This is a genomic window from Thermomonospora echinospora (assembly GCF_900108175.1).
Lineage (GTDB): Bacteria > Actinomycetota > Actinomycetes > Streptosporangiales > Streptosporangiaceae > Thermomonospora > Thermomonospora echinospora.
Genome location: NZ_FNVO01000001.1, coordinates 164,891 through 177,596, shown reverse-complemented (window position 1 = coordinate 177,596; position 12,706 = coordinate 164,891). Strand labels below are relative to the sequence as shown.

At 73.7% G+C, this 12,706-nt stretch carries 10 protein-coding genes; all 10 read right to left on the bottom strand.

Annotated elements, in window-relative coordinates; genetic code table 11:
- Nucleotides 1–26: 26 nt before the first annotated feature.
- Nucleotides 27–2,063: a primosomal protein N' gene (locus C4U03_RS00815; protein WP_103936251.1), complete on the bottom strand. Its 2,037-nt coding sequence runs from the start codon at nucleotides 2,061–2,063 to the stop codon at nucleotides 27–29.
- Between the two features lie 253 nt (nucleotides 2,064–2,316).
- A complete protein-coding gene (gene metK / locus C4U03_RS00810; protein ID WP_103935644.1) occupies nucleotides 2,317–3,510 on the bottom strand; it encodes a methionine adenosyltransferase in 1,194 nt (397 codons plus the stop codon).
- A 167-nt stretch (nucleotides 3,511–3,677) separates the two neighbouring features.
- A complete protein-coding gene (coaBC, locus tag C4U03_RS00805; protein ID WP_103935643.1) occupies nucleotides 3,678–4,880 on the bottom strand; it encodes a bifunctional phosphopantothenoylcysteine decarboxylase/phosphopantothenate--cysteine ligase CoaBC in 1,203 nt (400 codons plus the stop codon).
- A gap of 24 nt (nucleotides 4,881–4,904) precedes the next feature.
- A complete protein-coding gene (rpoZ, locus tag C4U03_RS00800) occupies nucleotides 4,905–5,162 on the bottom strand; it encodes a DNA-directed RNA polymerase subunit omega (RefSeq protein WP_103935642.1) in 258 nt (85 codons plus the stop codon).
- A 14-nt stretch (nucleotides 5,163–5,176) separates the two neighbouring features.
- Nucleotides 5,177–5,851, bottom strand: coding sequence for a guanylate kinase (gmk, locus tag C4U03_RS00795; RefSeq protein ID WP_103935641.1), 675 nt, complete (start codon nucleotides 5,849–5,851; stop codon nucleotides 5,177–5,179).
- Nucleotides 5,852–5,879: 28 nt separating this feature from the next.
- Nucleotides 5,880–6,206: an integration host factor, actinobacterial type gene (mihF, locus tag C4U03_RS00790; protein WP_103935640.1), complete on the bottom strand. Its 327-nt coding sequence runs from the start codon at nucleotides 6,204–6,206 to the stop codon at nucleotides 5,880–5,882.
- 350 nt (nucleotides 6,207–6,556) lie between these two features.
- A complete protein-coding gene (pyrF, locus tag C4U03_RS00785; RefSeq protein ID WP_103935639.1) occupies nucleotides 6,557–7,255 on the bottom strand; it encodes an orotidine-5'-phosphate decarboxylase in 699 nt (232 codons plus the stop codon).
- On the bottom strand, nucleotides 7,252–8,271 hold the full coding sequence (locus C4U03_RS00780) for a dihydroorotate dehydrogenase (RefSeq protein WP_103935638.1): 1,020 nt from the start codon (nucleotides 8,269–8,271) through the stop codon (nucleotides 7,252–7,254). The genes pyrF and C4U03_RS00780 overlap by 4 nt, the downstream gene beginning before the upstream one ends.
- A complete protein-coding gene (locus tag C4U03_RS00775; protein WP_103936250.1) occupies nucleotides 8,268–9,083 on the bottom strand; it encodes a dihydroorotate dehydrogenase electron transfer subunit in 816 nt (271 codons plus the stop codon). The genes C4U03_RS00780 and C4U03_RS00775 overlap by 4 nt, the downstream gene beginning before the upstream one ends.
- Nucleotides 9,084–9,205: 122 nt before the next feature.
- The gene (gene carB / locus C4U03_RS00770) at nucleotides 9,206–12,550 is read right to left on the bottom strand and encodes a carbamoyl-phosphate synthase large subunit (protein ID WP_103935637.1); all 3,345 of its coding nucleotides are present in this window, start codon (nucleotides 12,548–12,550) and stop codon (nucleotides 9,206–9,208) included.
- Between the last annotated feature and the right edge of the window lie 156 nt (nucleotides 12,551–12,706).

The window sequence follows — 12,706 nt, the reverse complement described above, 5'->3', positions numbered from 1 at the left end:
CCCGGGTCGTCGCTCGGAGCGGTGGGTCAGATGAGTTCCAGCGGGTCGATCTGGACGCGGACCGGGTCGGGGGCCCGGCGGGCGCTGCGTACCCCCTGGGCGGCCTTCAGCGCGCGTCCGAGCGCCGGACCGGCCGGGCGCGGCACTCGTACCAGCGCCCGTTCCCGGTCCGGGCCGGGCGTGGCGCCGTCCTGGGGCGCCGCCACCGGGACGGGGCCGAGGACCTGCGCGCCAGCGGGCAGCCTGGTGTCGGCCAGCAACTCGCGGATCGCCGCCGGGGTGCCGGTCAGCGACGCCATCCGGGCGGCCGGCGGGAAGCCCAGCTCGCGCCGGTCGGCCAGCTCCCGTTCGGCCAGCGTCACCGGGTCCCAGCGGATCAGCGCCTGGACGGGGGGCAGCGCCCCCTCGGCGAGCACGATCACCGGCGCGGCGGGGCGGACCAGCGCGGCGGCGTTCATCCAGCGGCGCAGCGCCTCCTCGGCCACTCGCAGGTCGGCGCGGCCCAGCAGCACCCAGCCGTCCAGCAGCAGCGCCGCCGCGTAACCGGCGTCGGCGACCGGCTCGGCGCCCGGGGTGGATACCACGAGGGCCGGCTCGGCCCCCACCCGGTCCAGCACGCCCTCCCGGCCAGAGGTCCGCACGGGCACTCCCGGGAAGGCCCGGCCCAGCTCCTCGGCGGTGCGCCTGGCGCCGACGACGGCGGCCCGCACGTGCCGGCCGCCGCACTCGGGGCACTGCCAGTCCCCGGCGATGCGGCCGCACCAGCGGCAGTAGGGGGCCGCATGCGACGACCTGAGCGACAGCGGGCCCTGGCAGCCGGCGCAGCGGGCCTGCTCGCGGCAGCGGCCGCAGCGCAGGCCGGGCAGGTAGCCGCGCCTGGGGACCTGGACGAGCACGGGCCCGTCCCGCAGCGCCTGCCGGGCGGTGCGCAGCGCCAGCACGGGCAGCCGCGCGGTGCGGGCCGCCTCGTCCCTGGCCAGCTCGGCATCCTCGCCGGCGGGCCGCACCCTGGGCATCACGGCGCGGATGCGCTGCCGGTCGGCGGTGAGCGCGTGCGCCCAGCCGGTCTCGACCAGCACGGTGGCGTCGGTGGTGCGGGTAAAGCCCCCGATGAGCGCCCCGGCCCGCGACCGGTGCGCCCGCAGCGCCAGGACCTCGCGGGGATGCGGGTACGGGGCATGGGGCTCGGCGTGCACGTCGTCGCCGTCGTCCCACAGCACGACCAGCCCGAGGTCCCGCACCGGGGCGAACATCGCCGCACGGGTGCCCACCACCGCCCCGGCCGTGCCGCGCAGGACGGCCAGCCACCGCCGGTAGCGTTCGGCCGGGCCCAGCTCGGCGGTCAGTGCCACATGCCGGGACGCCCCCTCCAGCACCTCGGCCAGCGCGGCGTCCACCCGGGCCACTTGGCGGCCGTCGGCGAGCAGCACCAGCGCGCCACGTCCCGACGCCAGGGTGGCCCGGACGGCGCGGGCGATCGCCTCCGGCCAGTGCGGGCCGGGCAGCGCCGTCCACACAGCGCGGGGCGCCCGGCCCTCGGCCAGTGCCGTCAGGAAGGATGGCCCGGCCGGATAGTCGGCCCACGGCCCCGGAGCGGGCGGCGCGGGCCGCCCCTCCCCCGGCTCGGGATGTTCCTCGGCCTCGGCGCGGGCGTGCCGGGGCGGGACGGCCAGCCGCAGCACGTCGGCGAGGGTCCCGGCGTACCGGTCGGCGACCTCCCTGGCCAGGGCGGCGATCTCGGGGGTCAGCACCGGCTCGGGCGAGGTGACCCGTTCCAGGAACGCCAGCCGCCCCTCGTGGTCGCTGTCGGCCACGCGCTCGGCCAGGAAGCCGTCCACGAGCTGCCCGGCGAACCGCACCCGCACCCGGCAGCCCGGCACCGCCTTGGCGTCCAGTTCGACCGGGACGAGGTAGTCGAAGGGCCGGTCCAGGTGCGGCAGCGACATGTCCACCAGGACGCGCGCCACCGGCAGCGTCTCGGCGGGCCGCCGGGCGCCCTTCTTGGGGGTCTTCTTGGCGGCGGAGGTCTTCGCCGGCGCGGGCGGGACGGCGAGCACGTCCATGCCCGGGATCAGTTCCGTCTCGCCGCCGTTCGTCACGCTCCCGTCCTACCAGATCAGCCGGACGTTTCGAGCGCCGCGCGTCATCGGGCGCAGGATGCCAACGGCCTGTGCCGGCACATGCGCCGTTCCGGCCTGTGCGCGCCGCATGCGACGGGGCCGCGGCTCCCGGGAGCCGGACGAACCGGCGCAGGCAGACGGCCCGTGCCCTGGTCCGCCGAGCGGACGGGGGCACGGGCCGCCTGGTGTGACGCGGTTACAGGCCGGCGGCCGAGCGCAGGGCGTCGGCGCGGTCGGTGCGCTCCCAGGAGAAGTCCGGCTCCTGGCGGCCGAAGTGGCCGTAGGCGGCGGTCTGCTGGTAGATCGGGCGCAGCAGGTCCAGGTCCCGCACGATGGCGGCCGGGCGCAGGTCGAAGACCTCCAGCACGGCCTCCTGGATCTTGCCGATCGCGACCTTCTCGGTGCCGAAGGTCTCCACGAACACCCCGACCGGCTTGGCCTTGCCGATGGCGTAGGCGACCTGCACCTCGGCGCGGTCGGCCAGCTCGGCGGCCACGATGTTCTTGGCCACCCAGCGCATCGCGTACGCGGCCGAGCGGTCCACCTTGGAGGGGTCCTTGCCGGAGAAGGCGCCGCCGCCGTGCCGGGCCATGCCGCCGTAGGTGTCCACGATGATCTTGCGGCCGGTCAGCCCGGCGTCGCCCATCGGGCCGCCGATCTCGAAGCGGCCGGTCGGGTTGACCAGCAGCCGGTAGCCGTCGGTGTCCAGGTCGAAGGCGGCCAGCACCGGGTCGACCACGTGCTCCTTGATGTCGGGGGTCAGCAGCTCCTTGAGGTCGATGTCGGGAGCGTGCTGGCTGGAGACCACCACGGTGTCCAGGCGGACCGCGCGGTCGCCGTCGTACTCGATGGTGACCTGGGTCTTGCCGTCCGGGCGCAGGTAGGGCACGGTGCCGTTCTTGCGGACCGCCGACAGCTGCTGGGCCAGCCGGTGCGCGATGGTGATCGGCAGCGGCATCAGCTCGGGGGTCTCGTTGGTGGCGTAGCCGAACATCAGGCCCTGGTCGCCGGCGCCCTGCCGGTCCAGCTCGTCGGTGCCCTCGCCCTCCCGGGTCTCGTAGGCGTCGTCGACGCCCTGGGCGATGTCGGGCGACTGGGCGCCGATGGACACCGACACGCCGCAGGAGTGGCCGTCGAAGCCCTTCTTGGAGGAGTCGTAGCCGATCTCCAGGATCTTCTCGCGGATGACCCCGGGGATGTCCACGTAGGTCTCGGTGGTCACCTCGCCGGCCACGTGCACCTGGCCGGTGGTGATCATGGTCTCCACGGCGACCCGGCTGGTGGGGTCGTCCTTCAGCATCGCGTCCAGGATCGCGTCGCTGATCTGGTCCGCAATCTTGTCGGGATGTCCTTCGGTGACGGACTCAGAGGTGAACAGACGGCGAGACACGTGCGTGAACTCCTTGCAGCGGCTGCTGACTGACGTCGCAGGGCGGACTGTGCTTCATCGGGCCGGCGCGGCGCCGCGCCGGGATCTATTTCCGCCGAAGTGTATCGGGAATGACCCTGCGGCCTCCCAATCCCGACCTTCTCGGCCGCCTTCGGGCACGCGCGCCGTCACAGCCGGTCGGCGACCAGATCCCAGACGACGTCGGCGAGGGCCTCCTTAGGGCCGCGGGGGACCTCGGTGGAGCCGCCGTCGGCGGCCAGCACCACAGCGGCGTTGTCGGGGCGGCCGAACGTCAGGTCGGCGCCGACCTGGTTGACCACCAGCAGGTCGCAGCCCTTGCGGGCGAGCTTGTCGCGGCCGTTGGCCAGGACGTCGTCGGTCTCGGCGGCGAAGCCCACGATCACCTGGCCGTCCCGCCGCCGCCGGCCCAGCTCGGCCAGGATGTCGGGGTTGCGGACCAGCTCGATCGGCGCGGGCCCGGCCGACTCGGACTTCTTGATCTTCGATTCCCGGTAGTCGGCGGGCCGGAAGTCGGCCACCGCCGCGGCCATCACCACCGCGTCGGCGGAGCCGGCGGCCTCCAGCACGGCCTTGTGCATCTCCTCGGCGGTGCCCACGGCCACCACCTCGGCGCCCGCCGGGTCGGGCAGCGCGACGTTGGCCGCCACCAGCGTGACGCGGGCGCCGCGGGCCAGCGCGGTGCGGGCCAGCGCGTACCCCTGCAGGCCGGAGGAGCGGTTGCCGATGAAGCGGACGGGGTCCAGCGGCTCGCGGGTGCCGCCGGCCGACACCACCACGTGCCGCCCGGCCAGGTCGGCGGGCAGGCCGCCGCGGGCCAGCGCCCGCCGCGCCGCCTCGAACAGCTCGGCCGGCTCGGGCAGCCGCCCCTTGCCGGTGTCGGCGCCGGTCAGCCGCCCGGAGGCCGGCTCCAGCACGATGGCGCCGCGCTCACGCAGGGTGGCCACGTTGGCCCGGGTGGCCGGGTGCTCCCACATCTCGGTGTGCATCGCGGGCGCGAACACCACCGGGCAGCGGGCGGTCAGCAGGGTGTTGGTGAGCAGGTCGTCGGCCAGGCCGTGGGCGGCCCTGGCCAGCAGGTCGGCGGTGGCGGGGGCCACGAACACCAGGTCGGCGGTCTGCCCCAGCCGGACGTGCGGGACCTCGTCCACCCCGGTCCACACCTCGGTGGCGACCGGGTTGCCGGACAGGGCAGCCCAGGTGGGCTCGCCGACGAAGCGCAGCGCGTCCCGCGTCGGCACGACGCGCACGTCGTGACCGGATTCGGTCAGCCGCCGCAGCAGCTCGCACACCTTGTACGCGGCGATACCGGCACTGACCCCGAGCACGACCCGGGGCTTGTCAGGGGTCATGCGAAGAGGGTACCGACCCCGTTGTTACTGGGCCTCGATGGGCTCGGCCTTCAACAGCCCCTCCCGCGTCTCGCGCAGGGCGATCGACAGGGGCTTCTCCTGGACGTGCGTCTCCACCAGCGGGCCGACGTACTCCAGCAGGCCCTCGCCGAGCTGGGCGTAGTAGGCGTTGATCTGGCGCGCCCGCTTGGCCGCGATGCTCACCAGGCCGTACTTGGTGTCGACGACCTCGAGCAGCTCGTCGATCGACGGGTTGGTGATGCCTTCGCTGTTGGCTGCCACGCTTGGGCCTTCCACTAATCCGACGGATGGTCAGCCATCAAGGCTAGCAGCTCCCGGCACACGTCCCGGACGGCCGTGTTGACCAGTGTGACGTCGAACTCCTTCTCGGCGGCCAGCTCCACCCGGGCGGCCGCCAGACGGCGTTCGATCACCTCGGGCGGCTCGGTGCCGCGGCCCACCAGCCGGCGCACCAGCTCCTCCCAGGAGGGAGGCGCCAGGAACACCAGCCGGGCCTCGGGCATCGCCCGGCGCACCTGCCGCGCCCCCTGCAGGTCGATTTCCAGCAGGACGGGGACGCCGGCGGCGAGCCTTTCGACGACCGGAGCCCGCGGGGTCCCGTACCGGTTCCCCGCGAACTCCGCCCACTCGAGCAATTCCCCCTCCTCGACGAGCCGGTCGAAACCGGCGTCGTCGACGAAGAAGTACTGCACACCGTGCTGTTCACCCGGCCGGGGGGGCCGGGTGGTCACCGAGACCGACAGCCACACCTCGGGGTGGGCCTGCCGGATCTCGGCGACTACCGTGCTCTTCCCGACGCCCGACGGCCCGGACAGGACCGTCAGGCGGCGCCTGTGGAGATCAGGCGGCACATCGCCGCCCGGGGCCTGTGCGGCGCCCGGACGGGGCGGGGTGGAGCCGTTCCGGCCGCCCGCCGACGCGGGTACACCGGAAGCGGCCGCGACGGTCATCCCGTCGCGCCCGCCCGAGCGATCGTCGTCAGCGGTTCGCACCGCCGCCGAACTCACGCTCCAGGGAGGCCCGCTGGTTGGCACCCAGGCCCCGCACACGGCGGGACTCGGCGATGCCCAGGCGCTCCATGATCTGCTTGGCACGGACCTTGCCCACGCCGGGGAGGGACTCCAGGAGGGCCGACACCTTCATCTTTCCGATGACGTCATCGGTCTGGCCGTCCTTGAGGACCTCGGCGAGCGAGGTACCCCCGTGCTTGAGCCGGTTCTTGACCTCGGCCCGTTCCTTGCGGGCCTTGGCGGCCTTCTCCAATGCTGCGGCGCGCTGTTCGGGGGTTAGGGGCGGAAGAGCCACGCCGGGTCACCTCGTGTTTCCACTCGACGGAGTCGGACGGGTGTGGAAACTAGCGAGTTCACACCCCATAAAGCAACGTGAAGTGCTGTTCTGCCCGCCACAAAATCACGAAAATCACTCCTTGAAGTGTCCTGAATACGCAGTGTACACAATCTGGCGGGGTGAACGCCGGATTCCCCTGTCGGCCAGGAGTTTCCTGGTGCCCGCCGAAAGCGGCTCCGCGGGCCCCGCCGAGCGTGATCTTGATCTCGAAAACGGCTTCACCCGTATCCTTTCGGCACCCGCCCCGGCGGGCCCTTCCGGCGCCCTGGACCCGTCCGCGCGGGGGCTCAAAGGACCCGCCGCCGGCCTCAGGAGACCGGCCGGCGGCGCAGCGCCGCGGCGATCCCGGCGGCCGCCGCGCCCGGGTCCGACGCCCCGGTGATGGGACGGCCGATCACCAACAGGTCGGCACCGGCCGCCAACGCCTGCTCGGGGGTGGCGACGCGGGCCTGGTCCTGGGCGGCGCTGCCGGCCGGCCGCACCCCCGGGGTGATGAGGGTGATCTCCGACCCCACCTCCGCACGGACCGCAGCGGCCTCCTGCGGGGAGCAGACCAGCGCCTGGGCACCGGCCCCCACCGCCAGGGCCGCGAGGCGCCGTACGGCGTCTGAGGCCGGTCCGGCCAGGCCCACCCGGTCGAGATCGTCCTCGCCGAGCGAGGTCAGCACGGTCACCGCCGCGATCCGGGTCTGCGGGGCGGCCTCCACGGCGGCGCGGATCATGGCGGTGCCGCCGGCGGCGTGCACGGTCAGGTAGTCGGGCCGCAGCCGGGAGACCGCCCGCGCGGCACCGGCGACGGTGGCCGGGATGTCGTGCAGCTTCAGGTCCAGGAAGACCTGGACGCCGCTGGCGCCACGCACGCTGGCGACCACATCCGGCCCATATCTCAGATACAGCTCAAGTCCGACCTTGACAGTGCTGACATGCGGTATTACCAGGCTCGCCCAGCGGGCGGCGGTCTCCAGGTCGGGCGCGTCGAGGGCGACGGCGATGGGAGCGGACGTCACGGCAGCTTCTCCTTGGACTCCTCGGTCCGGCGCTCGTCGGCACCCGGCGGGGGGCTGATCTGCGGGGGGACGTGGCCGACATGGCCTTGGGGCGGCAACCTGTGGGCGAGCCCCACCGCGTCGGCCAGGCGGCCGATCCGCCGGGCGCTCAGCGCCTCCTCCAGCTCGCGCGCGATCCGCGGGCCGGCCGTGGGGTCGTGGAACAGGGTGGTGCCGACAGCCACCGCGCTGGCGCCGGCCAGGACGAACTCCAGGGCGTCCAGGCCGGTGGCCACCCCGCCGATCCCGACGATCGGGGTACCGGGCAGCGCGGCGTGCACCTCGTACACACAGCGCAGCGCCACCGGCCGGATCGCCGGGCCGGACAGCCCGCCCGACACCCCGGCCAGCGTCGGCCGCAGGGTGTGCGGGTCGATCGCCAGCCCGGCCATGGTGTTGATCAGGCTCAGCCCGTCGGCCCCGGCGTCCACGCAGGCCAACGCGATGGTGACCAGGTCGCTGACGTCCGGGGCCAGCTTGGCCAGGACGGGCGCGTCGCGGCGGGTGACCGCGCGCACCGCGCGCACCACGTCAGCGGCCGGGCCCGGCAGCCGGCCGAACATCCGGCCCCGGTCCTCCACGTTGGGCGCGGCCAGGTTGACCTCCACGGCGGCGACCGCGGGCGACTCCTGCGCCCGCCGCGCCACCTCGGCGTACTCCTCCAGGCTGTGGCCGGCCACCGACACGATCACCGGCACCTGCTGCTCGGCCAGCCAGGGCAGGTCGGTCTCCAGGAAGGAGTCCACACCGGGGCCGGGCAGGCCCATCGCGGTCAGTACACCGCTGGGCGTCTCGGCCACCCGGGGGGTCGGCCGGCCCGCGCGGGGCCGCAGCATGACCGAGGTGGTGGTGAACGCCCCCAGCCTGGCCAAGTCGAAGAAGCGGGCCAGCTCGCGCCCGGTGCCGCCGCAGCCCGCCGCGGTCAGCACGGGGTTGGCCAGCTCCAGTGTCCCCAGCCGCGTCGTGAGGTCGGTCACAGCCCGCCTCCCAGGGCCCGGGGGGCGCCCAGCGCGTCGAGCGGGATGGTGCCCAAGTCGCCCCAGCGGACCCGATCACCGCGCATCACCAGGCCGTCGGTGCAGGCCCGCGCCATCCGGGTGACCCCGTCGTCGCCGATGATCGGCAGCACGCAGGTCATGCACAGCCCGACCCCGCAGGCCCCGGTCTGCTGCAGGAACTCCTCCACCGAGACCTGGGACGGCAGCCCGTACTCGGTGGCCACCGCGCTGACCGAGCGCAGCAGCCCGGTCGGCCCGCAGGCGTAGACCACGTCGGCGGCCGACTCCTCGATCACCCGGGGCAGCACGTCCCGCACCGTCCCGGTGTCGCCGAGCGAACCGTCCTCGGTGACGACGGTGGCCGAGTCGCCGATGCGCCGCGCCGAGCGGGCCCCGAACACCGCCGGGGCCGACCGGCCGCCCAGCAGGAAGTGCACCCGGCACTCGCGCCGGCGCAGCGTGTCGGCCAGCGCGAACAGCGCCGCCGCGCCCGGCCCGCCGCCCACCAGCAGGCAGTTGACCGGGTCGCGGGGCAGCCGGAACGGGCGGCCGAGCGGCCCGACGACGTCGACCATGTCGCGGGCCCGGCGGCCGGCCAGCCAGCCGGTGCCCGGATCGCGCGAGCCCCGGTGGTCGAACACCACCTCGACGGTGCCGCCGTAGTCGGGCTTGACCTCGTACACCGCCAGGCAGCGGCGCACCAGCCGGCCGGTGTGCTCACCACCGACCGCCAGTGCGACGAACTGGCCCGGCCGGAACCGTTCGGCGACCGCGGGCGCGACCAGCGTCATCGCGTGGTAGTCCTGCACCTGGCGGACCGTCAGGACGATCGCCGACGTCCGCAGGCCGACGGCCCGGCCGGAGCCCGGGCCGGCAGTGTCGGTCACACCCGCTCCCTCCTATCGGCGTGCTGTCACCCGCGCGCGGCCCGCAGACGCTCGGCGTGCTCCTGGAGGGAGCGGACGCCCACGTCGCCACGGACGATGGCCTCGATGCCCTGCACCGCGGCGGCGAGCCCGGCCGTGGTGGTCACGCACGGGACGCCGCGCAGCACGGCGGCGGTACGGATCTCGTAGCCGTCCAGACGCGGCCCCGACTGGCCGGGGCTGCCGAAGGGAGTATTGACGATGAGGTCCACCTCGCCGTCGAGGACGCGCCGGACGATGGTGGGCTCGCCGTCCGGTCCGGGGCCTTCGCTGTGCTTGCGCACGATCTTGGCATGCACGCCGTTGCGGCGCAGCACCTCGGCGGTGCCCTCGGTGGCCAGGATCTCGAAGCCCAGGTCGGCCAGCCGCTTGACGGGGAAGACCATCGACCGCTTGTCCCGGTTGGCCACCGAAACGAACGCCCGTCCCTTGGTGGGCAGCGAGCCGTAGGCGGCCTGCTGCGACTTGGCGTAGGCGGTGCCGAACGTCTCGTCGATGCCCATCACCTCGCCGGTGGAGCGCATCTCCGGGCCGAGCACGGTGTCGACACCCTGCCCCTGGGCGTTGCGGAACCGGTCGAAGGGCAGCACCGCCTCCTTGACCGCGATCGGGGCGTCCAGCGGCAGGGTGCCGCCGTCCCCCTCGGCCGGCAGCACGCCCTCGGCGCGCAGCTCGGCGATGGTGGCGCCCATCATCACCCGGGCGGCGGCCTTGGCCAGCGGCACGGCGGTGGCCTTGGACACGAACGGGACGGTGCGGGAGGCGCGCGGGTTGGCCTCCAGCACGTACAGCACGCCCGCCGACAGGGCGTATTGGACGTTCATCAGCCCGCGCACGCCGATGCCGCGGGCCAGCGCCTCGGTGGACTCGCGGATCCGCCGGACGTCGTCGCGGCCCAGCGTGATCGGGGGCAGCGCGCACGCCGAGTCGCCGGAGTGGATCCCGGCCTCCTCGATGTGCTCCATGACCCCGCCGAGGTACAGGTCGTGGCCGTCGTAGAGGGCGTCCACGTCGATCTCGATCGCCTCGTCGAGGAACCGGTCGACCAGCACCGGGTGCTCCAGCAGGTTCGCCTTGGCGTGCTGGTCGAGGTACGCCTGCAGCGTGGCGTCGTCGTAGACGATCTCCATGCCGCGCCCGCCGAGCACGTAGGAGGGCCGTACCAGCACCGGGTAGCCGATCTCGGCGGCGATCTCGCGGGCCTCCTCGAAGGAGGTGGCGGTGCCGTGCTTGGGCGCCGGCAGCCCGGCCCGGTCCAGCACGCGGCCGAACGCGCCGCGCTCCTCGGCCAGGTGGATGCTCTCCGGCGAGGTGCCCACGATCGGCACCCCGGCGTCCTTGAGCCGCTGCGCCAGCCCCAGCGGGGTCTGCCCGCCGAGCTGGACGATCACCCCGGCGACCTCGCCGGACCGCTGCTCGGCGTGCACCACCTCCAGCACGTCCTCCAGGGTGAGCGGCTCGAAGTACAGCCGGTCGGAGGTGTCGTAGTCGGTGGAGACGGTCTCGGGGTTGCAGTTGACCATGACGGTCTCGTAGCCCGCCTCGGCCAGCGTGAACGAGGCGTGCACGCAGGAGTAGTCGAACTCCACGCCCTGCCCGATCCGGTTGGGACCGCTGCCCAGGATGATCACCTTGGGCCTGTCCCCCGGCGGGACCTCGGTCTCCTCGTCGTAGGTGGAGTACAGGTAGGGGGTCTGGGCGGCGAACTCGGCGGCGCAGGTGTCGACCGTGTGGTAGACCGGCCGCACGCCCAACGCCCGCCGCAGCTCCCGGACGACCTCCTCCGACAGACCGCGCAGTTGGCCGATCTGCGCGTCGGAGAAGCCGTGCCGCTTGGCGACCAGCAGCTTGTCGCGGGTCAGCGCGTCCTCGGCGGTGCGGATCTGCTCGGCGACCTCGTTGATCGCGGCGATCTGGTCCAGGAACCAGGGGTCGATGCCGGTGGCCTGGTAAGCCTCCTCGACGTCCGCGCCGGCCCACAGCGCCCGCTGCACGTCGCGCAGCCGCCCGTCGTGCGGCCGGCCGGCCCGGCGCAGCAGTTCGGCGGGATCGCCGAGCTCGCCGGGCTCGCCGGGCTCGTCCTCCCAGGAGAACGAGGCGCCCTTCTGCTCCAGCGACCGCAGCGCCTTCTGCAGCGCCTCGGGGAACGAGCGGCCGATCGCCATGGCCTCGCCCACCGACTTCATGTGGGTGGTCAGCGTGGCGTCGGCGCCGGGGAACTTCTCGAACGCGAACCGGGGCACCTTGACCACGACGTAGTCCAGGGTCGGCTCGAAGCTGGCCGGGGTCTCGGCGGTGATGTCGTTGGGGATCTCGTCGAGCGTGTAGCCGATGGCCAGCTTGGCGGCGATCTTGGCGATCGGGAAGCCGGTGGCCTTGGAGGCCAGCGCCGACGAGCGCGACACCCGCGGGTTCATCTCGATCACGATCATCCGGCCGGTCCGCGGGTGCACCGCGAACTGGATGTTGCAGCCGCCGGTGTCCACCCCGACCTCGCGGATCACCGCGATCGCCACGTCCCGCATGTTCTGGTACTCGCGGTCGGTGAGGGTCAGCGCGGGCGCGACGGTGATCGAGTCGCCGGTGTGCACGCCCATCGGGTCGACGTTCTCGATGGAGCACACGATGACGACGTTGTCGGCGCGGTCCCGCATGACCTCCAGCTCGTACTCCTTCCAGCCGAGGATGGACTCCTCCAGGAGCACCTCGCTGGTGGGGCTGGCGGCCAGCCCGGACCCGGCGATGCGGCGCAGGTCGGTCTCGTCGTAGGCCATCCCGGAGCCGGCCCCGCCCATGGTGAACGAGGGCCGCACCACCATCGGGTAGCCCAGGTCGTCGGCGGCGGCCAGGCACTCGTCCAGGGTGTGGCAGATCACCGAGCGGGCCGACTCGGCGTTCAGGCCGTGCTTGTCGGCGACCGTGGCGACGATCTCCTTGAACCGCTCGCGGTTCTCCCCGGCCTGGATGGCCGCGATGTCGGCGCCGATCAGCTCCACGCCGTAGCGCTCCAGCACCCCGGCCTCGTGCAGGGCGATCGCGGTGTTGAGCGCGGTCTGGCCGCCCAGGGTGGGCAGCAGCGCGTCGGGGCGCTCCTTGGCGATGATCTTCTCGACGACCTCGGGGGTGATCGGCTCGACGTAGGTGGCGTCGGCGAACTCCGGATCGGTCATGATCGTCGCCGGGTTGCTGTTGACCAGGGTGACCCGCAGGCCCTCGGCCTTGAGCACCCGGCACGCCTGCGTTCCGGAGTAGTCGAACTCGCACGCCTGGCCGATGACGATCGGCCCGGAGCCGATGACCAGGACCGACTTGAGATCTTGGCGGCGGGGCATTACCGGGCACCCTCCCTGGGTTCACAGAACTGGTCGAGCGGGTCGGCCGGGCGGTGGGCGCGTGGCCCCCGGCGGAGGAAATCGAAGCGCATCAACCCCGCACCTTTCCGTCCATCAGACCGCAAAACCGGCCGAACGGGGCAATGGGGTCAGGAG

Bases quoted from the DNA above. Each gene is read 5' to 3' on its own strand.
- C4U03_RS00815 (WP_103936251.1), bottom strand. From the start codon at position 2,063: ATGGACGTGCTCGCCGTCCCGCCCGCGCCGGCGAAGACCTCCGCCGCC.
- gmk (WP_103935641.1), bottom strand. From the start codon at position 5,851: ATGACCGTCGCGGCCGCTTCCGGTGTACCCGCGTCGGCGGGCGGCCGG.
- coaBC (WP_103935643.1), bottom strand. From the start codon at position 4,880: ATGACCCCTGACAAGCCCCGGGTCGTGCTCGGGGTCAGTGCCGGTATC.
- C4U03_RS00775 (WP_103936250.1), bottom strand. From the start codon at position 9,083: ATGACGCTGGTCGCGCCCGCGGTCGCCGAACGGTTCCGGCCGGGCCAG.
- carB (WP_103935637.1), bottom strand. From the start codon at position 12,550: ATGCCCCGCCGCCAAGATCTCAAGTCGGTCCTGGTCATCGGCTCCGGG.